The following is a 22,731-nucleotide window of genomic DNA, read 5'->3' on the forward strand; positions in this document are numbered from 1 at the left end:
TCTCGTGTACTGTGGACCCCGCTGCGCCGCGCGGATCCGTCCGTGTGAAGCAGACATGGTGGGCGTAGCTCAGTCGGCAGAGCGTCTGGTTGTGGTCCAGAAGGTCGCGGGTTCAATCCCCGTCGCTCACCCCACTCGAAGCCCCCGGAATCCTTACTGGTTCCGGGGGCTTCTTCGTGTGCTCCCCGAGCGGGCCGCGCTCCCCCTGCGCCCGCAGCTGCGGGATCGTGGTGCCAGCCGAGTCCCGCGTGGCCGCGGCGAGCGAGTCGGCCGCCGGACCGGTGAGGCCGGCGTCGTCCAGGGCCGCGGGCAGCGTGGCGGCGAGGGCGATGGACAGGGTGGCCCCGGCGAACGCGGTGCCCAGCGCTGAGCCGATCTGCCGGACCGTGCTCTGCGTCGCGGCGCCCTGACCCGAGATCTGCACGGGGATGTCCTGGAGCACCATGTCCGTCAGCTGCGCCGAGGCCAGGCCGAGCCCGAGGCCGTACACGACGAGGGGCACGGCGACGAGCCAACCCGAGGTGTCCGGGCCCAGGAGCAGGGCGAGCGCCACGACCCCGGCCACCTCCAGGCCCAGCCCGATCAGCACGGTGCCCGGGGCGCCGAACCGGGCCGCCAGGTGACGGGCCGCGGCGTCCGAGAGGAACGCGCCTGCGGCCATCGCGGCCAGGACCAGGCCCGCCCCCATCACGTCCAGGCCGAGCGGCGCACCTTCTCGCGGTGTCGCTCCAACCCTTCGAACAGCGCGAGGGCGAGCGCCGCGACCGCGAGCGCGACGGGGACGACGCCGCCGGGCATCAACCGCTCGACGGATCCCCGGTCCGCTGCCGGGCGTAGAGTCGGCCGGTGAGGGCGTCGACCCGACGCCGCACCCCCGCCGACGAGGAGGCCTCCCCGTGTCCGTCGTGAAGATCAACGCCATCAGCGTCCCCGAGGGCGCCGGCCCGGAGCTCGAGAAGCGGTTCGCCGCCCGCAAGCACGCGGTGGACCAGGAGCCGGGCTTCGAGGGCTTCCAGCTGCTCCGGCCCACTGCGGGCGAGGACCGCTACTTCGTGGTCACGACGTGGGCGTCGGAGGAGGACTTCCGGCGCTGGCGGGACGGGCGCATGCCCGCCGCTCACGCCGCCGAGCAGGGCGGCCGCCCGGCGCCGGTCGCCACGGGCGCCGACCTGCTCGAATTCGAGGTCGTGGACCTGGGCTAATCGCGGCGCCGCAGCAGGCGCATCGCGTTCACGATGACCAGCAGCACGGACGCCTCGTGCACGAGCATGCCGACGGCCATCGTGACGCCGCCGGTGAAGACGCCGGCCAGCAGGGCCGCGACGGTGACGAGGGAGATCGCGATGTTCTGCCGCATCACCCGCACCGTGCGCCGGGCCAGATCGAGCGCCTGCGGCAGCCGCTCGAGCCGGTCGCCCATCAGGGCGATGTCCGCGGTCTCGATGGCCACACCGGAGCCGGCCGCGCCCATGGCCACGCCGATGTCCGCCGTCGCCAGGGCCGGGGCGTCGTTGACGCCGTCACCGACCATCGCGACGACGCGGCCCTCGGCCTGCAGGGCCTCGATCGCCTCGAGCTTGTCCTGGGGCAGCAGGCCCGCCCGCACGTCGTCGACGCCCACCTGCCGGGCCACGGCCTGCGCGACGCCGGGCTGGTCGCCGGTCAGCATCACGACCTCGCGGACGCCGATCCCGTGCAGCGCCCGGATCATGCCCGCGGCCTCGGGCCGGAGGGTGTCTGCGATGGCGAGGACGCCGAGCGGGATGCCGTCGACGACGACCGCCGCCGGGGTCCGGCCCGCCTCCGCGAGCTCGGCCGCGACGGTCTCGACCCGGTCGGTCGCGGCCGGATCCACGCCGCGCTCGCGCAGCATCGCCACGTTGCCCACGGCGACGACGCGGCCGTCCACCTCTCCGGTGAGCCCGCGGCCGAGGACGACGTCCACATCCGTGGCCAGCGGGCCGTCCAGCAGGCCGCGGTCCCGGCCCGCCGCGACGACCGGCGCGGCCAGCGGGTGGTCCGAGGCCGCCTCGAGCCGTGCGGCCCAGCGCAGCACCTCGTCCTCGGCCCCGGGCTCGAACGCGACGACGTCTGTCAGCTCGGGGGTGCCCGACGTGAGGGTGCCGGTCTTGTCGACGGCGACGGCGTCGACCTTCGCGGAGCGCTCAAGGAACTCCCCTCCCTTGATGAGCACGCCGTCCTTGGCGCCGCGGCCGATCCCTGCCACGATCGCGACCGGGATGGAGATCACGAGGGCGCCCGGGCAGCCGATGACCAGCAGGGTCAGGGCCAGGGGGACGTCCCGCGTGATCAGGCCGGTCGCGAAGGCCAGCACCATGATCGCCGGGGTGTACCAGCGGGAGAAGCGGTCCATGAACTGCTGGGTCCGCGCACGGGCCTCCTGCGCCGCCTCGACGCGGTGGATGATGCGCGCCAGCGTGGTGTCGGCGCCGACGCCCCGGGCCTGCACCTGCAGCAGGCCGGCCGTGGCGACGGTGCCCGCGTACATGGCGTCACCGTCGGTCTTCTCCGCCGGGATGGACTCGCCCGTGATGGATGCCTCGTCCACGGCGCCGACCCCGGTGAGCACCACGCCGTCCACCGGCACCCGAGCGCCGGCCTTGACGAGGACGGTCGCGCCGGGGGCCACCTCGTGGGCAGGCACGGTGCGCTGGGTCCCGTCTGCGTCCACGACGACGGCGGTCTCGGGCGCCGTGGAGACGAGGTCCGCGAGCGCCGAGCGAGTCTGAGACAGGGTCGCGTCCTCGAGGGCGTGGCCGAGGGCGAAGAGGAAGGTCACGGCGGCGGCCTCCCAGAAATTGCCGAGCAGTGACGCGCCGATCGCGGCGGTGGCGACGAGCAGGTCGATGCCGACGGTCTTCACCCGCAGGGCGGCGATCGCGTCGCGCGCGATCGGCAGGCCGGCCACGACGGCGGCGGCGAGCATCAGGCCCGCCGCCACGAGGTGTCCGGTCCCGTGGGCCAGCTGCTCGGGCGCCAGCACGAGCGAGACGGCGATCAGCAGGCCGGCCACCACGGGGCGCCGCCAGCGGCGGGACAACGCGAACCGGGCACGAGGGCGGCCCGGACGTGTGACGGCGGGGGTGGACATGGCGGACTCCGTTCGTCGGGGGCGGGGCGGTGTCAGAAGGCCGACGGCCGGGCGGTGTAGCCGACCTTGGCGACGGCCTCGACGAGGTCCTGGGCAGTGGTGGTCTGCGGGTCGTGGTCGACCTCGATGCGCTGGGTCTCGAAGTGGACCTGCGCGCCGGTCACGCCGGGCAGGGCGTCGAGGGCCTTCTCGATCTTCCGGACGCACGAGGGGCAGCTGAAGCCCTCGGCGCGGAGCAGGGTGTGCGTGGTGGCGGTCATGGTCACTCCTGTGGGTCGTCACCGGCGCGGCCGCCGATGAGGCTGAGCGGACGGGCGGGTGCCCGGTCCGATCCCCGGCCTCCGGGGATGTCACTGACGCTACGAAGGGGACGGCGGGCCCGCCTTGACCGCGGTCAAGCCGCCGTGTGGGAGGCTGATGGCGTGCGTATGGACCTGCCCCTCGCCCCCATGGACGAACCAGAGCCGTGCGCGGCCCGGGTCCCGCTGTTCACCGGGCTGGATCTGGAGCAGCTGCGCCGGGTCTCCGCCCTGGCGCGGCCGCTCGTGCTCGAGGCCGGCGATGCCCTGCACCTGGCCGGTGACCGCACGGACCGCCTGTGCGTCGTGCACAGCGGCCGCCTGGCGCTGACGCTCGGCTCAGCGACCGGCCGGGAACGCGTGGTGCGGATGGTCGAGCCCGGGGACTCCGTGGGCGAGCACGAGTTCCTCACGGGCGAGCCGGCCCGGCACGGGGCGCGCGCCGTGGCCGCGACCCGCCTGTGCACCTTCTCCCACGCCGAGGTCGCCCGACTCCTGGCCCAGCATCCGGGCATCGGGGGACGCGTGATGCGGACGCTGGCCGTCCGCCTGGCCGAGGCGGAACAACGGCTGGCCCGGGAGCATCAGCCTGTCACCGCACGGATCGCCGGACATCTGCTCGGCCTGCCTGCCCTCCGGGACGAGGCCGACCTCGTCGTGGTGCTGGCCGCGCCGAAGAAGGACGTCGCCTCGCTGCTGGGCACCACCCCCGAGGCGTTCAGCCGCGGGCTGCGCCGCCTCGCCGACGACGGACTGATCGCCATCGAGGGCCCGCGGGTGACGCTGCTGGACCCGGAGGCGCTGGAGGCCCTTGCCGCGGAATGACCGCCGTCGTCGTGGTGTCGCCGGCGGTAGGCTGGGGACTCCCCCGTCCCCCTACCCACGCAGGCCCGCAGCCCGGGCCGGGAAGCGCAGTGCCATGGCCTCCATCCGTCCCATCACCGTCTACGGCGAGCCCGTGCTGCACCGGCGCGCGGCCGAGGTGGAGGTGATCGACGACGAGATCCGCGAGCTGATCGAGGACATGTACGTCACGCAGGACGCCGCGCACGGCGTGGGCCTGGCCGCCCCGCAGGTCGGGGTCGGGCTGCGGATCTTCACGTGGACGTTCCCGGACTCCGGCGACGCGCCGAACGTGGGCCACGTGATCAACCCCGTGCTGACCCACCTGGACAAGGCCCCGCGGGAGGACCCGCACCCGGACGAGCACACCGAGGGCTGCCTCTCGGTGCCCGGGCTCGGCTTCCCCCTGCAGCGCCCGACCCGCGTGCGCCTGTCCGGCCAGCGCGTGGACGGTGAGATGTTCGAGTTCGAGGCCGAGGGCTGGTTCGCGCGCATCATGCAGCACGAGTACGACCACCTCAACGGCACCCTCTACGTGAACCGGCTCGAGGGCAAGTGGCAGCGGCGCTGGAAGCGCGCGCAGCGGGCCGAGCGTCTGAACGTGCCCGGTGTGACGTGGCTGCCCGGTACCGACGAGGACCCCTTCGGCCACGACGCCGACGACCACGCGGACCACGAGCACGGCCCCGACGGCGACCACGGGCCCAAGGAGGACTGAGCCTCGGCTCGACGTCCGACCCGGTCGGCACACGACGACGGCCCGTCCCCTCCGCGGGGACGGGCCGTCGGTCGTCGGCGGGTCAGGCCTGCGGGAAGGCGGGGACCTGCTGGCCCGCCATCTTCTCCACCACGCGGATCACCTGGTGCGAGTAGCCGTACTCGTTGTCGTACCAGACGTAGAGGATGGCGTTCTTGCCGTCGTTGTTCACGAGGGTCGCCAGGCCGTCCACGACGCCGGCGCGGTCCGAGCCGACGAAGTCGGTGGACACGACCTCCGGGGAGTCCACGTAGCCGACCTGGCCGCGCAGGGGGCCGGTGAGGGACTCCTGCTTCAGGCGGGCGTTGAGCTCCTCCACCGAGGTGGGCTTGGTCAGCTCCAGGTTCAGGATGGCCATGGACACGTCCGGGGTGGGGACGCGGATGGCGTTGCCGGAGAGCTTGCCCTTGAGCTCGGGCAGGGCCTTGGCCACGGCCTTGGCGGCGCCGGTCTCGGTGAGCACCATATTCATGCCGGCGGCACGGCCACGACGGGCGCCCTTGTGGAAGTTGTCCACGAGGTTCTGGTCGTTGGTGTAGGCGTGCACGGTCTCCACGTGGCCGTGGTCGATGCCGTAGTCGTCCTGGATGACCTTGAGCACCGGGGTGATCCCGTTGGTGGTGCAGGAGGCCGCCGAGATGATGGTGTCCTCGGGCGTGATGTCGTCCGAGTTCACGCCGTACACGATGTTCTTCATCTCGCCCTTGCCCGGGGCGGTCAGCAGGACCTTCGCGGCGCCCTGGGCCTGCAGGTGCTGGGACAGGCCCTCGTCGTCGCGCCAGCGTCCGGTGTTGTCGACGACCAGCGCGTCCTTGATGCCGTAGGAGGTGTAGTCCACCGTGGTCGGGTCGTTCGAATAGATGACCTGGATCTCAGTGCCGTTGGCGGTGATCACGTCGCGGTCCTCGTCCACCACGATCGTCCCGTCGAACGGGCCGTGGATCGAGTCGCGGCGCAGCAGGGAGGCGCGCTTGATCAGGTCGTCCTCCGAGTTCTTGCGCACGACGACGGCACGCAGGCGCAGCTTGGAGCCACCGCCGGCGTGGTCGAGGAGGATGCGGGCCAGCAGGCGGCCGATGCGACCGAAGCCGTAGAGCACGACGTCCTGGGTCTCGCCCAGGCCCTCGCCGGCCTTGCCCTTGACCTCGGCGAGCTCGGCGTCCAGGAAGGCCTGGACGTCCTGCCCCGAGGCCTTCTGCTTGGCGGCCAGCTCGGCCAGGTCGATGGTGGCGGCGCCCAGGTCCATCGCAGCCATGGCCTCGACCAGGGGGTAGGTGGACTCGACGCTCAGCGGAGCCTGCTGCACGCGGCGGGCATAGCGGTGGGCCTTGATGATGTCGATCACGCCGCGGTTCACGAGGGAGCGCCCGTAGATCGAGGTGACCACGTTGTGCTCGCGGTACAGGGTGCCCAGCAGGGGGACCATCTTCTCCGCGAGCTTCTGCTGCGTGTTCCACTCGGGGGTCTGGGTCGAGGCGGTGTCTGCCACGGGAGTCCTTCCTTGAAACCTGGCGGGGCCGTCCTGGGCAGGCCCCATCCCCCGACCTCGTTGTCGGCGGACGCCTCCATTCTAAGTGAGGACACGTCCGGAGCGCCCCCGCGGCCTCGGCGGGGCGTAGACTGGTCGGTCGGGACGGATCGGCGGACGGCCGCGTGCCCCTGCGGGGGTGCGAGGAAAGTCCGGGCACCGCAGAGCAGGATGGTGGACAACATCCACCCGGGGCGACCCGCGGGCCAGTGCCACAGAGAGAAGACCGCCTCCGCGCCGTGTGCGCGGCGGTAAGGGTGAAAGGGTGGTGTAAGAGACCACCAGCGGCCCCGGTGACGGGGCCGGCTCGGTAAACCCCATCCGGTGCAAGGCCGAACAGGACGCGTCACGAGGGCTGCTCGCCCCAGCGTCCGGGTTGGCCGCTCGAGCCCGTCAGCGATGGCGGGCCCAGATGGATGGCCGTCACCTCGCGCGGGGCAACGCGCGCGAGGCACAGAACCCGGCTTACAGCCGGTCCGTCCCGCCTCACGGCCCCCGGCGGGGGTCAGAACCCCTCGTCGTCGAGGATCCGCTCGAACTCGAGCTCCACCACGTGCTCGCGCTCCCTCTTGTCCAGCAGGCGGTACCCGTACGACTCGCCGATCGAGACGACCTTCGCCAGGCTCGGGCGTCGCCGATCCCGCGGCCATTCGAGCGTCACCCGGTCCTGCCCCGTGAAGGTGCGCTCCCGCAGGCGCTGCTCCACGGCCGAGGCATGCGTGCGCTCCCGCCCGCTGGAGCGGACCCCGAGCCACACGGCGGCCGCGATCACGAGCAGGACGAACGGGTACACCACGCCGAACACGTTCATGGCGGTCATCGGGCGACTCCTGGTATGCGGGGCGGCTGTGCGGACCCCACCACTGTGCCAGGTCCGGACGACGACGTCGGCCCGGGGCGCCTGGCTAGGCTGGCCCGGTGCTGATCCTGCTGCCGCCCTCCGAGGGCAAGACCGCACCCCGCTCCGGGGCCCCGCTCGACCTCGACGCCCTCGCCCTGGCCGACGACGCCGCGGTGACGGGCGCCCGCGCGGACCTGCTCACGCGGCTCGCCGCGGTCTCGGCCGCCCCGGATGCCCTGACGACCCTCGGCGTCGGGGCGTCGCTCGCCGGCGAGGTCGAGGCGAACACGCGCCTGGCCGTCGCCCCCGCCGCGCCCGGTCACCGGGTGTTCACGGGCGTGCTCTTCGACGCGCTCGACCACGCCTCGCTGTCGGCGGCGGCGAAGCGCCGCGCCCGCTTGTCCGTGCTGGTCTTCTCCGCGCTGTTCGGCGCCACCGCGCTGGCGGACCGGATCCCCGCCTTCCGGCTGTCCGTCGGCGCGAAGCTGCCGGGGCTGCCCGGGCTGGCCGCGCACTGGCGCCCCGTCCTGACCCCCGCCCTCGACGCGCTCGCCGCACGGGACAGCGGGCCCGTCGTCGACTGCCGCTCCGGTGGCTACGCGGCCCAGTGGCGGGCACCGGCGGAGCGGACCCTCGCGGTCGACGTGTTCCAGCTGCGCGACGGCGAGCGGACCGTCGTCTCGCACTTCGCCAAGCACACCCGCGGCCTCGTGGCCCGCGCGCTCCTGGAGGCGGGGGCGCGGGAGACCTCGACGCTGGACCGCGTCGCGGACGTGGTCGCACGGGCCGGGGACGGCCCCGGCTGGGAGGTCGAGCTGGCCCGGCCGTCCGGCGGCAAGCCCGGCGCGCTGCGGGTGATCCTGCCCGAGGGATGATCCCGGACGAGGCGCGCCCTGCCCGGACGCAGCCTCAGTCCTCGACGGCCACCAGCTCCACCTCGAAGCCGTCCGCGGTCTCGAGGTAGGCGGCGTAGTGGTCCGCTCCCCCGGCGTGCGGGTGGCGGTCCTCGAAGAGCAGGCGAAACCCCCGGCCGCGCGCGGCGGCGGTGAGCTCGTCCACGCGGGAGCGCGACCCGGCCCGGAAGGCCAGGTGGTTCAGGCCCGGGCGGGTGCGCTCGTGGGCGCCCGCGGCGACGTCGGGCCCGGCCTCGAGCACGAGGTATTCCCCCGCGCCCTGGTACGTCCGGCCCTCGGCCCACCCCTCGCCCGGCACGTAGCCGAGCTCGCCGAACAGCCAGCCGAGGCTCGCCTCGGCCGCCGCGAGGTCGGCGACCCAGATCTCCACGTGGTGCAGCCGGCCCGTGGGCGCGGGCGCCGGGGTCGCACCCTCCGGCGAGGCGACGGCGTCGGGCCCGTCCGCCTCCACGGCCCGGACGTCCGCGTCCGCGTCGAGGCCGGACCCGGCCACCGCCGATGCGGGGGTCGTGGACGCCTCCGCGGCGGTCGACCCCGCGGCCGCGGGGGCCGCGACCGGCACCTCGGACGCGCCCGCGTCCCATTGGCCGCCCCGCGCGCCGGCGTCCATGGCCTCGTTGGAGAGGCGGTCGGCGTCCTTGTTCCGGTTGCGCGGGATCCATTCGTAGGTGACGCGCTCGGGGGGCAGCACGGACCGGGCCTCGGCCGCGAGGCGCCGCATGTCCTCGTGCTTGATCTTCCACCGCCCGGACATCTGCTCCACCACGAGCTTGGAGTCCATCAGCACGTGCACCCGCGCCTCGGGGTCGAGGTCCCGGGCCATCCGCAGCCCGGCCACGAGCCCGGAGTACTCGGCCACGTTGTTCGACGCCTTCCCCAGCGGGGCGGCGTCGGTCCGGAGGATCTCGCCCGTGGCCGGGTCGCGCACCAGGGCACCATAGCCGGCGACGCCGGGGTTGCCCCGCGACCCGCCGTCGGCCTCCACCTGCAGGACTCGTCCGCTCACCGTGCGCCTCCTCGTGTCCGTGGTCGCGCCGTCCGACGCGGCCCCCCACTCTACTGATCGCGCCGGGGGCGGGGCCCGGGGTCAGTCCCGGATGAGGATGGCGCCGGACTCGGGGCAGCGGGCGACGGCGGCCGGCGGGAGGGCCCGGATGCGCGCGACCTCCGCGGGCGACAGCTCCGTGCCCGCGGCCGCGGACCGGTTCCCGACGAGCCGGGCCGCGCCGATGCCGCCGTTGCGCTCCCGCGCCTGCTCGTACAGGGCCAGCAACGACGCGGGAAACTCCGCGGCCAACGCCGCCCGGCGCTGGATGAGGTCCCGGCCACGCTGGGTCACGGCCTGCCCCTCGCGGCGCACCTCCGCCGCGCGGGCCTCGACCTCGGCCCGTGCCTGCTCCAGAGCGGCGTGGCCCTTCGCGAGCCGGGACTCGGCGGCGTCGGCGGCCTCCATGGCCTCGAGCGCCGCGGCCTCGTGGTCATCGAGCAGTGCGGTGAGCGTGTCGTCCTCGTGCTGCATGGCCTGCAGCTCCTTGGACCCGCCCTGGCCCGCTTCGAGCCGCTCCCGGGTCCGGTCCCGACGGGCGCGGGTGGCGGCGGCCTTCTCGGTGGCCTCGGCTCCCGCCCGGTCGGCGGTGCGGGCGGCATCCTCGAGGCCGGGCAACGCCTCCTCGAGTTCCAGCGCGCGGGCGCGCAGCCGGGCGTGCTCCGGGTCCGCCTTGAGCCGACGGACGGCGGCGCGGGCCTGGTCCAGGGCCGTGTCGAGCTCCTGCAGCTCCAGCAGCCGGGCCTGGACGGCCGGCGGTGCGGTGACCTCACTCATGCGTGACTCCCCTCGTCGGCCCGCTCTCCCCCGACCAGGAAGTCCCAGGGGTCGCTGCGGTGATCTGAGAACAGGGTGGTGACGCCCAGTCCCCGCTCCGCCAGGGCGGCCTCCAGGGCGCGGGCGCCGTGCTCGAGCCATAGGGACTCGCTCGCCCAGTGCGAGACGTCCACGAGCGCGGGACGTCCCTCCCCCGGCGCGGCCGTCTCCCGGGCCTCCGAGGCCGGGTGGTGGCGCAGATCGGCGGTCACGTAGACGTCCGCGCCGGACGCGCGGACCGCGTCGAAGAGGCTGTCTCCGGCACCGCCGCACACGGCGACGCGGCGGATGCGCTGGGCGGGGTCGCCCGCCACGCGCACGCCACCGGCCGTGGCGGGCAGCGCCGCGTGCACGGCCCGGGCGAAGGCGGCCAGGTCGGTCTCCTCAGGCAGGTCGCCCACCCGGCCGATGCCTTCGGCCCCGGTGCCGGCGGCGGAGGTCGTCAGGGGCGAGAGCGCTCCGATGACGCCGACGGCACGGGCCAGCACGTCCGAGACGCCGCCCACGACGGCGTCGGCGTTGGTGTGCGCGGCCAGCAGGGCGACGCGGTGCTCGATCAGGGTGTGCAGCAGGCGGCCCTTCGCGGCGGCGGCATGCCCGACGGCGGCCACGGACGAGGTCCCGCGCAGCAGGAGCGGGTGGTGGGTGACCACGAGGTCGGCCCCGCGGGCGACGGCCTCGTCGGCCACGGCCTGCACCGGGTCCAGCGCCCACAGGACGGTCCGCACCGGGGCCTCCGGGCGCCCGGCCACCGGCCCGACGGCGTCCCACGGCTCCGCCAGCTCCCGCGGCCACAGCCCCTGGACGACCTCGAGGACCTGCCCGAGCGTCGGCGGGGCCAGGGCGTGCTCCGGCGAGGCGGGGACGGTGGGACGGGACACGGTCATACCGGCCATGATGGCCCACCCGGCCCGGGCACGCACGACCCGGCGGCCCTGGGTGAGGGCACGGCGCGGCGCCGTCGGGAATGAAAAGCGCGGGCCGCGTTGCTGTGCCTGCCATGACCGACTCCCCCCGTACCGAGCCCCTCGGCGCCTCCGACGCGCCCGCCGACGTCCGCGAGCTGACGCTCGCCGGCGGCTGCTTCTGGTGCCTCGACGCCGTCTACCGTCGCGTGCGGGGCGTGCTCGCCGTCGAGTCCGGCTACACCGGAGGCGACGACCCCGCCCCGAGCTACGAGTCCGTGTGCACCGGGACCACCGGCCACGCCGAAGCGGTCCGCGTGCGCTTCGATGCCGCCGTCGTGCCGCCCGAGGTGATCATGGACCTGTTCTTCACCGGCCACGACCCCACGTCGTTGAACCGCCAGGGGGCCGACGTCGGCACCCAGTACCGATCGGCCGTCTTCGCCCACGACGAGGCCGAGGCCCGGTTCTTCGCGGACGAGATCGCCCGGGCGCAGGCGAACTATGACAGCCCCATCGTCACACGCGTCGAGCCGGCGTCCGCGTGGCACCCGGCCGAGGACATCCACCAGGACTTCTATGCGCGGCGCCGTTCCAACGGATACTGCCGTGTGGTCATCGATCCGAAGCTCGCGAAGGTGCGCCGGAACTACTCCGCGTGGCTCGTGGACGCCTGAGCGGCGCCGCGGCTCGATAGCCTGACGCAGGAACACCCACTAGATCGCCCGCGCCCCGAGGCGCACCACCACCGGAGGTATCACCATGGCCCGCATCCTTGACGACATCACCCAGGCGGTCGGCAACACGCCCCTGGTCCGGCTGAACCGCCTCGCGAAGGACCTGCCCGGCGACGTCGCCGTGAAGGTCGAGTTCTACAACCCGGCCAACTCGGTGAAGGACCGCATCGGCACCGCCATCGTGGACGCCGCGGAGGCGGCCGGCGAGCTGACCCCCGGCGGCACCATCGTGGAGGGCACCTCCGGCAACACCGGCATCGCCCTGGCCATGGTCGGCGCGGCGCGCGGCTACCGCGTGATCCTGACCATGCCCGAGACCATGTCCACCGAGCGCCGCGTGATGCTCAAGGCGTTCGGCGCCGAGATCGTGCTGACCCCCGGTGCAGACGGCATGCGCGGCGCCCTCGAGCGCGCCCAGGAGATCGTCCGCAGCACCCCGAACTCCATCTGGGCCCAGCAGTTCGCGAACCAGGCCAACGTCCAGGCCCACTACACGGGCACCGGCCCGGAGATCTGGGACGCGTCCGAGGGCGCCGTGGACGTGTTCATCGCCGGCGTCGGCACCGGCGGCACCATCACGGGCGCGGGCCGGTACCTGCGCGAGCAGAAGCCGGACGTGAAGCTCATCGCCGTCGAGCCGGCCGACTCCCCCATCCTCTCCGGCGGCCAGGCCGGCCCGCACAAGATCCAGGGCATCGGCGCGAACTTCGTGCCCGAGATCCTCGACACCGACCTCTACGACGAGGTCTACCCGGCCACCTTCGAGGAGTCCATCGAGACCGCCCGCCGGCTCGGGACCGAGGAGGGCATCCTCGGCGGCATCTCCACCGGCGCGATCATCTCGGCCGCCCTCAAGGAGGCCGCCAAGCCCGAGTCCGAGGGCAAGCTGATCGTCGCCGTCGTGTGTGACTTCGGCGAGCGCTACATCTCCACCGCCCTCTTCGAGGACATCCGCGGCTGACCGCCGCCCGCTCACCGACCGCACCGACCCGAAGGGGCCGCCCGTGGGACTGTTCTCCCGCATCAAGGAAGACATCGCGACCGTCCGCAGCCATGACCCGGCGGCGCGAGGTGACCTCGAGGTGGCCCTCGTCTACTCGGGTCTGCACGCCGTGTGGGCGCACCGCGTCGCGCACCGGATGTGGCGGCACGACCGGCTGAAGATGCCCGCCCGCGTGCTCTCGCAGGTCACGCGCGCGGCCACGGGCATCGAGATCCACCCCGGCGCCTCGATCGGTCGCCGGTTCTTCATCGACCACGGCATGGGCGTCGTGATCGGCGAGACCGCGGAGATCGGCGACGACGTGATGCTGTACCACGGGGTCACCCTCGGCGGCCGCTCCCTGGCCAAGGTGAAGCGGCACCCCACGCTGCGCGACGGCGTCGTGGTGGGGGCCGGCGCCAAGATCCTCGGACCCGTCGAGATCGGGGAGGGGACGGCGGTGGGCGCCAACGCCGTCGTCGTGAAGGACACCCCCGCCGACGCGATCGCCACCGGCGTGCCGGCCACCGTCCGCCCGCGCAAGGGCCCGGCCGAGGGCAAACCGCTCGTGGACCCCGCGGAGTACGTGGACCCGGCCCTCTGGATCTGAGGGCCGGGCCCCCGCCGGGTCAGTCCTGCGTGGGGTCGCCCTCGGTCGGCTGCGGCATGACCACGGGCACGCCCTCGCCGTCGACCTCGGTGCGGTCACCGGACCACAGCGTGTGGAACGAGCCCTCGCGGTCGACGCGCAGGTAGGTGTGGGCGCCGAAGTAGTCGCGCTGGCCCTGCACGAGGGCGGCCGGCAGGCGGTCGGCCCGCAGGCCGTCGTAGTACGCCAGGGCCGAGGAGAACACCGGGACCGGCACGCCCGCGGCGACGGCGGTGCCCACCACGCGGCGCCAGGCCGGCAGGGCCTCGGCGATCGCCTGGGCGAACTCGGGAGCGAAGAGCAGGTTGAGCGGCTGGCCGGGGGCGCGGGTGCCCGGCGCCGGGTGGCGGGAGGTGTCGCGGCCGCCGAAGGCCTGCATGATCACGTCCAGCAGGTCGGCGCGGATGATGCAGCCGTCCCGCCACAGCGAGGCGATGGTCCCCAGGTCCAGCGACCAGCCGTACTCCTCGGCGGCGGCGGCGAGCATGTCCATGCCCTGCGCGTAGGCCACGAGCTTGGAGGCGAACAGCGCCTGGCGCACGTCCTCCACGAACGCGTCCGTGTCCTGCGGGGCGCGCTGCGCGTCCTCGTCGATGCCGGCCGCGAGGGTCTCACGGGCGGCCTCGCGCACCGCGCGCTGGGAGGACAGCGAGCGGGCGAAGACGGACTCGGCGATCGCGGCCACCGGGGAGCCGACGTCGAGACCCGAGATCGCGGTCCAGCGGCCGGTGCCCTTCTGCCCGGCCTCGTCCACGATCACGTCCACGAGGGGGCGACCCGTGGCCGCGTCCACCTGGGCGAGCACCTCGGCCGTGATCTCGATGAGGTAGGAGGCCAGGTCGGTCTGGTTCCACGCCGTGAACACCTCGGCCTGCTCGGCGGGCTCGAGGCCGCCCACGCGGCGCAGCAGGTCGTAGGCCTCGCCGATGACCTGCATGTCCGCATACTCGATGCCGTTGTGGACCATCTTCACGTAGTGGCCGGCGCCGTCCGTGCCGACCCAGGCGCAGCACGGCTCCCCCTCGAACTGCGCGGAGATCTTCTCGAGCATCGGGCCGAGGGCCTCGTAGGACTTCTCCGGACCGCCGGGCATGATCGCCGGACCGTGCAGGGCGCCCTCCTCACCGCCGGAGACGCCGACGCCCACGAAGTGCAGACCCTTCTCGGCGAGGGCGGCCTCGCGGCGGCGGGTGTCCTCGTAATGGGAGTTGCCGGCGTCGATGACGATGTCGCCCTCGTCCAGCAGGGGGACGAGCTGGTCGATGACGGCGTCCACGGGGGCGCCCGCCTTGACCATGATGAGCACCCGGCGCGGCACGGCGAGGGACTGCACGAGCTCGGCGAGCGTCTCCGTCGCGACGAACGCGCCCTCGTCGCCGTGCTCGGCCACGAGCTGGTCCGTGCGGGCCCGGCTGCGGTTGTGCAGGGCCACCGTGTAGCCGTGGCGGGCGAAGTTGCGGGCGAGGTTCGCGCCCATCACCGCCAGGCCCGTGACGCCGATGTCGGCGGCGCCGACGGGGACGGTGGTGGTCTGCTCGGTCATCGCGGGTGGCCTCCTGTGGCTCGGACGGTGGGACGGGGCCGTGCCGGACACGGACCCGCCCCCCAGCCTACGTCGACCGCGGTCAGTCCCCCACGGCGTCGCGGCCGCGGCGGACGATCAGCGGGTCCGGGGTGCCGACGACCTCGTGGTCCTTGCCCTCGTACTCGAACTGGGACAGGAAGTAGCGCATCGCGTTGAGGCGGGCCCGCTTCTTGTCGTTGGAGCGGATGGAGATCCACGGGGCGTGGTCCGTGTCCGTGTGGAGGAACATGGCCTCCTTGGCCTCCGTGTACGCCTCCCAGCGGTCCAGGGACTCGAGGTCCATGGGCGAGAGCTTCCACTGGCGGACCGGGTCGATCTGGCGGATCGCGAAGCGCGTGCGCTGCTCGGTCTGCGTGACGGAGAACCAGAACTTGGTGAGGTGGATGCCGTCGTCCACGAGCATCTTCTCGAACAGCGGCACCTGGTTCATGAAGCGGCGGTACTGCTCGTCCGTGGAGAAGCCCATGACCCGCTCGACGCCGGAGCGGTTGTACCACGAGCGGTCGAACAGCACGATCTCGCCCGCCGTGGGGAAGTGCTGGATGTAGCGCTGGAAGTACCACTGGCCGAGCTCGCGGTCCGAGGGCTTGTTGAGGGCCACGACGCGGGCGGTGCGGGGGTTCAGGTGCTCGGTGAAGCGCTTGATGGTGCCGCCCTTGCCGGCGGCGTCGCGGCCCTCGAAGACGATGATGTGGCGCTGGCCGGTGTCCTCGCCCCAGTACTGCAGCTTGAGCAGTTCGATCTGCAGGCGGTACTTCTCCAGCTCGTACTCCTCGCGCGTCATGCGCGTCTCGTACGGGTAGTCCTCCTTCCACGTCTCTACGGCGCGGCCCTGCGGATCGATCAGGTCGGGATCGTTGGTGTGACCGTCCGAGACGGTGTAGCCGCCGTCGCGCAGCTTGTCGATGAACTCGCGGAGGTTCTCGCGGGGGGCGTCGGGCTGCAGCAGCTCCATGGACCGTCTCCTTCACTGGGTGCGTCACCGTGCCCGCCCGTCCCCTCCTCGGTACGACGGCGGCGGGCCGCGGCCTGTGCTCTGTCCATCATTATGGGCGGGCGGCGGACGAGGAAGCCGGGCCCGGCGGCGCAGCCGGGTGAACAGCAGGTGAACCCTGGGAGGCGAACGGTCGCGGCCCCGGGCCGGGGAGGACCGGCCGGCTCAGCCGCGCGGGCCGACGCCCAGGAGCTCGTCGATCGCCGCGACGGCGGCACGCGCCGCGTCGACGTCGGCGAACTGGGCGACGGCGTCGTCGTACCGGCGGTGCCCGGGAAGCTTGAGGCCGACGGAGGCGCCGTCCGTGGCCGGGAGGATCCAGATCCGGCCGCGCGGCTCGACGTCGCGCTGCTCGGCCACGTCGGCCTCCTCGAACTCGCGGTCGTAGCCGGCCCACTCGACACCGGGCCGCGGGGTGTCGGCACCGTCGAGGACGTCACGGCCGCCCATGCGCAGACAGGTGACGGACTGCAGGAGCGCGTCCAGGGTGCGGGCGGCGGCCTTGCCGGCCAGCTCGTCCTGGAAGAGGGCGAGGATGGACCATTGCCCGTCCTGGAGGAAGAGCATGGTCTGCTGCGCCTCGCCCCCGGTGATGACGGCGAGGTGACGGGCGGCGCCGTCGGGACGTGCGGGCAGCTTCCAGAAGCCGAGGGGGGTCGCGGACATGCGCTCCACCCTAGTGCGCCCCGGACGCCGACGACGCGCCGCCGCCCGGCCCCTGCCCCGCATCCCGGGTTGAGTTGTCGCGGGTGCGCGGGCCCGTCACCCGCGACAACTCAACCCGCGTTGCGGGAGGGTGGGCCGATGGGCCTGCTCCGCGACCTCCTCACCCGCCGCTCCGCCCGCGACCGCTCGTCCGACCCGACGGCGACGCTCGGCCGGCACCTCGACAACGCCGCGGCGATCGTGGCCGCCGCACGCCGGGCGGACGTGCCCCTCCCGGTGGCGGCGGCCCTGGCCGAGCTCGAGTCCGGCGGCCGGAACGTCTTCGGGCACGACGCCGGCGGCGTGCACAGCGCCCCGCGCGGGACGGACGTCACCGTGACCCGGGAGCGCTACGAGGAGCTCGTGGCCCGGGTGGCACAGGGGGAGACGTCGAACGGGGTGGGGCCCGCGCAGATCACGTGGCCGCCGTACTTCGCGCAGGCAGCCGAGCGCGGGTTTCGTCTGTGGGAGCCGGAGGACAACCTGGCCTTCGGGTTGGAGATCCTGCGCGGGCACCTGCGCGGCGACCTCTCCGCGGAGGGGATCGCCCGGGCGGGGACGCTCTACAACGCCGGGACGCTCGCCCACGGCGTCACCGCCTACGGCCGGCGCCTCGCCGCGGCGACCCGCGCATGGGCCGAACGCCTGGGCGAACCCGCCCCGCCGCCGGTCAGGCCAGGTTGACCAACAGCACGTACGCCAGCGTGCCGGCGGCGATCGAGACCAGGGTCCGCCGCCCGGCCAGCAGATGCACGACGACTGTCACCGCCGCCGCGATCAGCGCGTGGGCCACCCGCGCCCCGTCCACGGGCTCTCCAGGGGCCAGCGCCGCGGCGTCGAGCAGCATCACCAGGGCCAGGACGGTCAGCACGCCGGCGGGCATCCACACCGCCAGCCGCGCGGCGAGCACGGACTCCCGCAGCGGCTGCAGCAGGGCGAACGGCACCGCGCGCAGGCAGAAGGTCACGAGGCCCGCGACGACGGCCGCGGCCACCAGGTACGCGGTGCCGGTCATCGAGGGGCCTCCCCGGCGCCGGACTCGGCATCCGTGCCGGCCCGCTCCCCCGCCGCGGCGACGACGGGCACCGGTCCGGTGACGGGCACGGGCTCGGGCAGCGGCAGGGCGGTCCCGCGCGCGGCGAGCACGTGGAACGCGATCAGCGCCGCGGCGTAGAGGGCGAAGGCGACGACGAGCACCTGCGCCGGTGCCAGCAGCAGGGCCACCCCGACGGCGACCGCGGCCGCCACCACGAGGGGCAGCTGGGCCCGCGTGCGGGCGGCGTCCATGGCGAGCACGATGAAGAGGGCCACGAGCGCGAACTCCAGGCCCTCCACCGGCCCGGGCAGCAGCCAGGCCACGGCCACCCCGGCGAGGCCCCCGAGCACCCAGTACGCCTGCAGCGCGACCTGCATGGCCACCAGGCGGGGGCCGGTCCAGCCGCGGGGCTGGGCGGCGGCGATGGCGTAGGCCTCATCGATCAGGGCACCCATCGAGTAGATCCGCGCGAGGCGCCCCCGGACCACGCCCAGCGGGAAGCTGAACGCATAGAACACGTGGCGGAAGTTCACCAGGAACACCGTCACGGCGATCGTGAGCAGCGGCGTGCCCGCCACCACCAGCGAGACGAGCAGCAGCTCGACGGACCCGGCGAACACGACCAGGGAGAACAGGGGTGCGACCCACGCGGGCAGCCCGGCCTGGACCACGAGCATCCCGAAGGCCATGCCCAGCGGGAACAGGCCGAGGCCGGCGCCCAGCGTCACGGCGACGCCGGAGCGCACCTCGGCCCACCGCGAGGGCGGAACGGGGGCGCGCGAGGACTCTGGCGAGGAGCTCATGATGGTGAGCATGGTCTCACACGCGCTCAGCGGGCCAGCGACATGACGGGTCAGGTCGTCACGCCATGTCACGGCCCCGCGATCGGTGCACCCGGAGGGACTCGAACCCCCGACCCTCTCGGTGTAAACGAGATGCTCTGACCGACTGAGCTACAGGTGCCGGTGTCCGTCCAGGCTACCGGTCCACGAGCAGGTCGCGCGTCGCGGCCTCGTGCTCACCCCGGGTGCGTGCCTGCCCCGGGGCGGCGACCACGCGCGCGGCCTCGACCCCGTCCGCGTCGAGCAGCACGGAGACGCGGCGGGGCCGCCCGGTCTCCGCGTCGAAGACGTCGAGGGCACGGCAGGCCGCGCCGTGGGGCCAGAAGTCGGAGAGCAGGGTGAGCGGCTCCGGCAGCGCCAGCTCCTCGCGGACGCGGCGCAGCACGGGGGCGGCGTCACAGGAGACCACGCGGACAGCCACCTCGTCGACCGCCACGTCCTCGGCGAGCGCCCCGATCCAGCCGAGCTCGTCCGTGCACACCGGCGTGAACGCCCCGGGCAGGAAGACGAGCCACGTGCCCCGCGGCGCGGCCGCGTCCTCGGGCCCGCGCGTCGGCGGCCACGGCCACCTCTGGCCGTGGTCGTCGCGCAGCGCGGGGACGACGTCGGCGCCCCGCGTCCCGCCGGACGGGGGCTCAGCCACCGCGCTTCTGGACGAGCTTCTGAGCGGCCCAGTCCTCGGAGGCACCGGCCCCGGTGGTGGCGTGCAGGCCTGCGGTGGAGGCGGCCTCGGCGACGTCCGCCGGGCTGACGTGGCCGGGGCGCCCCTTGCGGGGGGTCATGATCCAGACGGGGCCGGCATCGAGGGACCGCTGGGCGTCCACGAGGGCGTCCACGAGATCCATGACGTCGCCGTCGTCCGCGCGCCACCAGAAGAGGACGGCGTCCGCCGGCTCCTGATCCTCCTCGGTCAGCAGCTCCTCGCCGAGCGCGTCCTCGAGCGCGTCACGGAAGGTGAAGTCGACGTCGTCGTCGTACCCCCACTCCTGCACCAGGTCGCCCCTCGAGAGGGCGAGCTCCGCCAGCAGGGCGCTGTCCGTCGAGGTCGGCGTCGACCCAGCCTGCATAGTGTCCGGTCCTCCTTGATGGTGGCGGGCACTGCGGCCCGCGCCGTCGAGCGGGTGATGATGACCACCATACGCCGTGGACGCCGCCGTTCCGGGGCCTCCGGCCGGGCGGACGCGACGGCTCCGGTCTACTCTGGGGAGGAACAGACGCACTCTCCGGGCGACGCGCCCGGCTCGGCGTCGCGGGCCCGGACCGGATCGTCTGCCCGCAGCCCACCGCGGAGCACCCCTCCGCACGAGAACCAGGAGGCACCGTGAGCGCAGCCGAAGAGAGCTCGCAGATCCGCAGCGGTCTGACCGACCAGCTCCCGGACAAGGATCCCCAGGAGACGTCGGAGTGGATCGAGTCCCTCGACGGACTCATCGAGGAGCGCGGCACGGAGCGGGCGCAGTACATCATGCGCTCCCTCATGCAGCGCGCGAGCGCCCAGTCCGTCGCCCTGCCCTACGTGACCACCACGGACTACGTGAACACGATCCCGGCGGACCAGGAGCCGGAGTATCCGGGTGACGAGGAGCTCGAGCGCCGCTACCGCAACTACCTGCGGTGGAACGCCATGGCCCTCGTGCAGCGCGCCCAGCGCGACGCCGTCGGCGTCGGCGGCCACATCTCCTCCTACGCGGGCCAGGCGACCCTCTACGAGGTGGGCCTGAACCACTTCTTCCGCGGCCAGGACCACCCGGGCGGCGGCGACCACATCTTCTTCCAGGGCCACTCCTCGCCGGGCAACTACGCCCGCGCGTTCCTCGAGGGCCGCCTGACCGAGCAGGACCTCGACGGCTTCCGCCAGGAGAAGTCCCGCCAGGGCCACGCACTGCCCTCCTATCCGCACCCGCGGATGATGCCGCACTTCTGGCAGTACCCCACCGTGTCCATGGGCCTGGGGCCGATGAACGCCATCTTCCAGGCGCAGACCAACCGGTACCTGCACAACAACGGCATCAAGGACACCTCCGACCAGCACGTGTGGGCCTTCCTCGGCGACGGCGAGATGGACGAGCCCGAGTCGCGCGGTCAGCTGCACGTCGCGGCCAACGACAAGCTCGACAACCTCACCTTCGTGATCAACTGCAACCTGCAGCGTCTCGACGGGCCGGTGCGCGGCAACGGCAAGATCGTCCAGGAGCTGGAGTCCTACTTCCGGGGCGCCGGCTGGAACGTCATCAAGGTCCTGTGGGGCCGCGAGTGGGATCCGCTGCTCGAGGCCGACGACGAGGGCGAGCTCGTGCGCATCATGAACGAGACGCTCGACGGCGACTACCAGACCTACAAGGCCGAGTCCGGCGGCTTCGTGCGCGACCACTTCTTCGGCCGGTCCTCCGTCACCAAGGAGATGGTGGCGGACATGACCGACGACGAGATCTGGGGCCTCAAGCGCGGCGGCCACGACTACAAGAAGGTCTACGCCGCCTACAAGGCCGCCATGGAGCACAAGGGCCAGCCCACCGTGATCCTGGCCCACACCATCAAGGGCTACGGCCTGGGCAAGTCCTTCGAGGGCCGCAACGCCACGCACCAGATGAAGAAGCTGACGGTGGACGACCTCAAGGTGTTCCGGGACCGCCACCGCATCCCGATCTCGGACGAGCAGATCGAGAAGGACCCGTACAACATCCCGTACTACCACCCGGGCGCCGACGCCCCGGAGATCACGTACATGATGGAGCGGCGCAAGGAGCTGGGCGGCTTCGTGCCGGAGCGGCGCAGCGACTTCCACGCGATCCCGCTGCCCCCGGAGTCCGCGTACAAGCAGGCCCGCAAGGGATCGGGCAAGCAGCAGGCCGCCACGACCATGGCGTTCGTGCGCCTGCTCAAGGACCTGATGCGGGACAAGAACATGGGACCGCGCTTCGTGCCGATCATCCCGGACGAGGCCCGCACCTTCGGCATGGACTCGTTCTTCCCGACCGCGAAGATCTACAACCCCAAGGGCCAGAACTACCTGTCCGTGGATCGGGACCTGTTCCTGTCCTACAAGGAGTCCCCGCAGGGGAAGATCTACCACGTCGGCATCAACGAGGACGGCGCCACCGCGGCGTTCAACGCGATCGGCACGGCGTACTCCACGCACGGCGAGCCGATGATCCCGGTGTACATCTTCTACTCGATGTTCGGCTTCCAGCGGACCGCGGACAACATCTGGGCCGCAGGCGACCAGCTCGCGCGCGGCTTCATGATCGGCGCCACCGCCGGGCGCACCACCCTCGCCGGCGAGGGCACGCAGCACATGGACGGTCACTCCCCCGTCCTGGCGTCCACGAACCCGGCCGTGAAGCACTACGACCCGGCGTACTCGTACGAGATCGCCCACATCGTGCGCCAGGGCCTGGAGGACATGTACGGCGACCACGACCGCGGGGACGACGTCCGCAACGTCATCTACTACCTCACGGTGTACAACGAGCCGATCACCCACATCGAGGAGCCCGAGGGCCTCGACGTGGAGGGCCTGCTCAAGGGCATCTACCGTCTCTCCGAGGGCCAGGGCGACGGCCCGAAGGTCCAGCTCCTGGGCTCCGGCGTCTCCGTGCCGTGGGCGCTCGACGCCCAGCGGATCCTCTCCGAGGAGTGGGGCGTGAACGCCTCCGTGTGGTCGGTGACCTCCTACAACGAGCTGTACCGCGACGCCGTCGCGGCGGAGAAGGACGCCCTGAAGGACCCGTCCGCCACCCCGCGCGTGCCCTACGTGACGCAGGCGCTGCAGGGGGCCGAGGGCCCGATCGTGGCCACCTCGGACTACTCCACCTCGTGGACGAACCAGATCCGCCCGTTCGTGCCGAACCGCTTCTCGGCGCTCGGCGCCGACGAGTTCGGCTTCGCGGACACCCGCGCCGCCGCCCGTCGGTACTTCCTCATCGACACCCACTCGATGGTGGTCCGCGCGCTGCAGCTCCTCGAGGAGGAGGGCGAGGTCGAGCGGGGCACGGCCGCGAAGGCGCACGAGAAGTACCGCCTGGACGACGTCAACGCCGGCACCACCGGCATCGCGGGCGGCGACGCCTGACCCGCACGACGCGGGGAGGCCGACGCCCTCCCGACCCGACGCCGGCCGCCCGCCTCCGCCACGGAGGCG

General features: G+C 73.3%; 24 protein-coding genes, 2 tRNA genes and 1 other RNA gene. 11 read left to right on the forward strand and 16 right to left on the reverse strand.

Annotation, left to right across the window (positions count from 1 at the left end):
- Positions 1–58: 58 nt before the first annotated feature.
- Positions 59–134, forward strand: a tRNA-His gene (locus OVA32_RS08410).
- Here the strand turns inward: OVA32_RS08410 and OVA32_RS08415 are convergent.
- The gene (locus OVA32_RS08415) at positions 113–688 is read right to left on the reverse strand and encodes a hypothetical protein (RefSeq protein WP_369814512.1); all 576 of its coding nucleotides are present in this window, start codon (positions 686–688) and stop codon (positions 113–115) included. The genes OVA32_RS08410 and OVA32_RS08415 overlap by 22 nt on opposite strands.
- Positions 689–896: 208 nt before the next feature.
- Between OVA32_RS08415 and OVA32_RS08420 the strand changes: the two genes are divergently transcribed.
- Positions 897–1,202: an antibiotic biosynthesis monooxygenase family protein gene (locus tag OVA32_RS08420; protein ID WP_044659105.1), complete on the forward strand. Its 306-nt coding sequence runs from the start codon at positions 897–899 to the stop codon at positions 1,200–1,202.
- On the opposite strand, the gene OVA32_RS08425 is transcribed toward OVA32_RS08420, so the two are convergent.
- Positions 1,199–3,112 (reverse strand): heavy metal translocating P-type ATPase, encoded by a 1,914-nt coding sequence (locus OVA32_RS08425; RefSeq protein ID WP_060974045.1) that lies wholly within the window; start codon positions 3,110–3,112, stop codon positions 1,199–1,201. The genes OVA32_RS08420 and OVA32_RS08425 overlap by 4 nt on opposite strands.
- A gap of 32 nt (positions 3,113–3,144) precedes the next feature.
- On the reverse strand, positions 3,145–3,372 hold the full coding sequence (locus tag OVA32_RS08430; RefSeq protein ID WP_010078881.1) for a heavy-metal-associated domain-containing protein: 228 nt from the start codon (positions 3,370–3,372) through the stop codon (positions 3,145–3,147).
- Between the two features lie 168 nt (positions 3,373–3,540).
- Between OVA32_RS08430 and OVA32_RS08435 the strand changes: the two genes are divergently transcribed.
- Both OVA32_RS08435 and def read left to right on the forward strand, forming a co-directional pair.
- A complete protein-coding gene (locus tag OVA32_RS08435; protein ID WP_060974044.1) occupies positions 3,541–4,236 on the forward strand; it encodes a Crp/Fnr family transcriptional regulator in 696 nt (231 codons plus the stop codon).
- 94 nt (positions 4,237–4,330) lie between these two features.
- Positions 4,331–4,972, forward strand: coding sequence for a peptide deformylase (def, locus tag OVA32_RS08440; protein ID WP_060974043.1), 642 nt, complete (start codon positions 4,331–4,333; stop codon positions 4,970–4,972).
- 82 nt (positions 4,973–5,054) lie between these two features.
- On the opposite strand, the gene OVA32_RS08445 is transcribed toward def, so the two are convergent.
- Positions 5,055–6,500 (reverse strand): glyceraldehyde-3-phosphate dehydrogenase, encoded by a 1,446-nt coding sequence (locus OVA32_RS08445; RefSeq protein WP_060974042.1) that lies wholly within the window; start codon positions 6,498–6,500, stop codon positions 5,055–5,057.
- 144 nt (positions 6,501–6,644) lie between these two features.
- Between OVA32_RS08445 and rnpB the strand changes: the two genes are divergently transcribed.
- An RNA gene (gene rnpB / locus OVA32_RS08450) (RNase P RNA component class A) lies at positions 6,645–7,023 on the forward strand.
- A gap of 21 nt (positions 7,024–7,044) precedes the next feature.
- On the opposite strand, the gene OVA32_RS08455 is transcribed toward rnpB, so the two are convergent.
- Complete coding sequence (locus OVA32_RS08455; RefSeq protein WP_060974041.1) at positions 7,045–7,359, reverse strand: hypothetical protein; 315 nt, start codon at positions 7,357–7,359, stop codon at positions 7,045–7,047.
- Between the two features lie 98 nt (positions 7,360–7,457).
- Here OVA32_RS08455 and OVA32_RS08460 point away from each other — a divergent pair, with 98 nt between their 5' ends.
- Positions 7,458–8,255 carry a YaaA family protein gene (locus OVA32_RS08460; RefSeq protein WP_060974040.1) on the forward strand — a complete coding sequence of 266 codons (798 nt, stop codon included), beginning with the start codon at positions 7,458–7,460 and terminating at the stop codon, positions 8,253–8,255.
- A gap of 34 nt (positions 8,256–8,289) precedes the next feature.
- Here OVA32_RS08460 and OVA32_RS08465 read toward each other — a convergent pair whose 3' ends face one another.
- The 3 genes from OVA32_RS08465 to OVA32_RS08475 form a co-directional block, all read right to left on the reverse strand.
- A complete protein-coding gene (locus tag OVA32_RS08465; RefSeq protein WP_060974039.1) occupies positions 8,290–9,300 on the reverse strand; it encodes a reverse transcriptase-like protein in 1,011 nt (336 codons plus the stop codon).
- Positions 9,301–9,381: 81 nt separating this feature from the next.
- Positions 9,382–10,116, reverse strand: coding sequence for a zinc ribbon domain-containing protein (locus OVA32_RS08470; protein ID WP_060974038.1), 735 nt, complete (start codon positions 10,114–10,116; stop codon positions 9,382–9,384).
- Entirely contained in the window at positions 10,113–11,042 is a 930-nt protein-coding gene (locus tag OVA32_RS08475; protein WP_060974037.1) for a Nif3-like dinuclear metal center hexameric protein, read from the reverse strand. Before OVA32_RS08475 ends, OVA32_RS08470 begins: the two co-directional genes overlap by 4 nt.
- Before the next feature lie 113 nt (positions 11,043–11,155).
- Between OVA32_RS08475 and msrA the strand changes: the two genes are divergently transcribed.
- The 3 genes from msrA (at position 11,156) to epsC (ending at position 13,389) form a co-directional block, all read left to right on the forward strand.
- Entirely contained in the window at positions 11,156–11,737 is a 582-nt protein-coding gene (gene msrA / locus OVA32_RS08480; protein WP_036312770.1) for a peptide-methionine (S)-S-oxide reductase MsrA, read from the forward strand.
- Positions 11,738–11,822: 85 nt separating this feature from the next.
- Complete coding sequence (cysK, locus tag OVA32_RS08485) at positions 11,823–12,758, forward strand: cysteine synthase A (RefSeq protein WP_200968657.1); 936 nt, start codon at positions 11,823–11,825, stop codon at positions 12,756–12,758.
- Positions 12,759–12,801: 43 nt separating this feature from the next.
- The gene (gene epsC / locus OVA32_RS08490; RefSeq protein ID WP_020624780.1) at positions 12,802–13,389 is read left to right on the forward strand and encodes a serine O-acetyltransferase EpsC; all 588 of its coding nucleotides are present in this window, start codon (positions 12,802–12,804) and stop codon (positions 13,387–13,389) included.
- A 19-nt stretch (positions 13,390–13,408) separates the two neighbouring features.
- On the opposite strand, the gene gndA is transcribed toward epsC, so the two are convergent.
- From gndA to OVA32_RS08505, 3 genes are all read right to left on the reverse strand, one after another.
- Positions 13,409–14,971, reverse strand: a complete 1,563-nt coding sequence (gndA, locus tag OVA32_RS08495) for an NADP-dependent phosphogluconate dehydrogenase (protein WP_267714049.1) — start codon at positions 14,969–14,971, stop codon at positions 13,409–13,411.
- Positions 14,972–15,053: 82 nt separating this feature from the next.
- Positions 15,054–15,968, reverse strand: a complete 915-nt coding sequence (gene ppk2, locus OVA32_RS08500; protein WP_069941184.1) for a polyphosphate kinase 2 — start codon at positions 15,966–15,968, stop codon at positions 15,054–15,056.
- A gap of 204 nt (positions 15,969–16,172) precedes the next feature.
- Complete coding sequence (locus OVA32_RS08505; RefSeq protein ID WP_041103632.1) at positions 16,173–16,673, reverse strand: hypothetical protein; 501 nt, start codon at positions 16,671–16,673, stop codon at positions 16,173–16,175.
- 138 nt (positions 16,674–16,811) lie between these two features.
- Here OVA32_RS08505 and OVA32_RS08510 point away from each other — a divergent pair, with 138 nt between their 5' ends.
- Positions 16,812–17,396 carry a hypothetical protein gene (locus tag OVA32_RS08510; RefSeq protein ID WP_144879151.1) on the forward strand — a complete coding sequence of 195 codons (585 nt, stop codon included), beginning with the start codon at positions 16,812–16,814 and terminating at the stop codon, positions 17,394–17,396.
- Here the strand turns inward: OVA32_RS08510 and OVA32_RS08515 are convergent.
- The 5 genes from OVA32_RS08515 to OVA32_RS08535 form a co-directional block, all read right to left on the reverse strand.
- On the reverse strand, positions 17,383–17,727 hold the full coding sequence (locus OVA32_RS08515) for a branched-chain amino acid transporter permease (RefSeq protein WP_144825290.1): 345 nt from the start codon (positions 17,725–17,727) through the stop codon (positions 17,383–17,385). The two genes, OVA32_RS08510 and OVA32_RS08515, sit on opposite strands and share 14 nt — an antisense overlap.
- Entirely contained in the window at positions 17,724–18,551 is an 828-nt protein-coding gene (locus OVA32_RS08520; RefSeq protein ID WP_230297483.1) for an AzlC family ABC transporter permease, read from the reverse strand. The genes OVA32_RS08515 and OVA32_RS08520 overlap by 4 nt, the downstream gene beginning before the upstream one ends.
- Positions 18,552–18,637: 86 nt before the next feature.
- A tRNA-Val gene (locus OVA32_RS08525) sits at positions 18,638–18,711 on the reverse strand.
- 15 nt (positions 18,712–18,726) lie between these two features.
- Positions 18,727–19,233 carry a redoxin domain-containing protein gene (locus tag OVA32_RS08530; RefSeq protein WP_060974032.1) on the reverse strand — a complete coding sequence of 169 codons (507 nt, stop codon included), beginning with the start codon at positions 19,231–19,233 and terminating at the stop codon, positions 18,727–18,729.
- Positions 19,226–19,657 (reverse strand): DUF3052 domain-containing protein, encoded by a 432-nt coding sequence (locus OVA32_RS08535; RefSeq protein WP_049159217.1) that lies wholly within the window; start codon positions 19,655–19,657, stop codon positions 19,226–19,228. The genes OVA32_RS08530 and OVA32_RS08535 overlap by 8 nt, the downstream gene beginning before the upstream one ends.
- A gap of 254 nt (positions 19,658–19,911) precedes the next feature.
- Here OVA32_RS08535 and aceE point away from each other — a divergent pair, with 254 nt between their 5' ends.
- Positions 19,912–22,662: a pyruvate dehydrogenase (acetyl-transferring), homodimeric type gene (aceE, locus tag OVA32_RS08540; RefSeq protein WP_185194697.1), complete on the forward strand. Its 2,751-nt coding sequence runs from the start codon at positions 19,912–19,914 to the stop codon at positions 22,660–22,662.
- The last annotated feature ends 69 nt before the right edge of the window (positions 22,663–22,731 follow it).

The organism is Micrococcus sp. SL257, assembly GCF_026625585.1.
Taxonomy (GTDB): domain Bacteria; phylum Actinomycetota; class Actinomycetes; order Actinomycetales; family Micrococcaceae; genus Micrococcus; species Micrococcus luteus.

Bases quoted from the DNA above. Each gene is read 5' to 3' on its own strand.
- OVA32_RS08415 (WP_369814512.1), bottom strand. From the start codon at position 688: ATGGGGGCGGGCCTGGTCCTGGCCGCGATGGCCGCAGGCGCGTTCCTC.
- OVA32_RS08425 (WP_060974045.1), bottom strand. From the start codon at position 3,112: ATGTCCACCCCCGCCGTCACACGTCCGGGCCGCCCTCGTGCCCGGTTC.
- OVA32_RS08430 (WP_010078881.1), bottom strand. From the start codon at position 3,372: ATGACCGCCACCACGCACACCCTGCTCCGCGCCGAGGGCTTCAGCTGC.
- OVA32_RS08435 (WP_060974044.1), top strand. From the start codon at position 3,541: ATGGACCTGCCCCTCGCCCCCATGGACGAACCAGAGCCGTGCGCGGCC.
- def (WP_060974043.1), top strand. From the start codon at position 4,331: ATGGCCTCCATCCGTCCCATCACCGTCTACGGCGAGCCCGTGCTGCAC.
- OVA32_RS08455 (WP_060974041.1), bottom strand. From the start codon at position 7,359: ATGACCGCCATGAACGTGTTCGGCGTGGTGTACCCGTTCGTCCTGCTC.
- OVA32_RS08470 (WP_060974038.1), bottom strand. From the start codon at position 10,116: ATGAGTGAGGTCACCGCACCGCCGGCCGTCCAGGCCCGGCTGCTGGAG.
- OVA32_RS08475 (WP_060974037.1), bottom strand. From the start codon at position 11,042: ATGACCGTGTCCCGTCCCACCGTCCCCGCCTCGCCGGAGCACGCCCTG.
- msrA (WP_036312770.1), top strand. From the start codon at position 11,156: ATGACCGACTCCCCCCGTACCGAGCCCCTCGGCGCCTCCGACGCGCCC.
- cysK (WP_200968657.1), top strand. From the start codon at position 11,823: ATGGCCCGCATCCTTGACGACATCACCCAGGCGGTCGGCAACACGCCC.
- gndA (WP_267714049.1), bottom strand. From the start codon at position 14,971: ATGACCGAGCAGACCACCACCGTCCCCGTCGGCGCCGCCGACATCGGC.
- ppk2 (WP_069941184.1), bottom strand. From the start codon at position 15,968: ATGGAGCTGCTGCAGCCCGACGCCCCCCGCGAGAACCTCCGCGAGTTC.
- OVA32_RS08505 (WP_041103632.1), bottom strand. From the start codon at position 16,673: ATGTCCGCGACCCCCCTCGGCTTCTGGAAGCTGCCCGCACGTCCCGAC.
- OVA32_RS08510 (WP_144879151.1), top strand. From the start codon at position 16,812: ATGGGCCTGCTCCGCGACCTCCTCACCCGCCGCTCCGCCCGCGACCGC.
- OVA32_RS08515 (WP_144825290.1), bottom strand. From the start codon at position 17,727: ATGACCGGCACCGCGTACCTGGTGGCCGCGGCCGTCGTCGCGGGCCTC.
- OVA32_RS08520 (WP_230297483.1), bottom strand. From the start codon at position 18,551: ATGAGCTCCTCGCCAGAGTCCTCGCGCGCCCCCGTTCCGCCCTCGCGG.
- OVA32_RS08535 (WP_049159217.1), bottom strand. From the start codon at position 19,657: ATGCAGGCTGGGTCGACGCCGACCTCGACGGACAGCGCCCTGCTGGCG.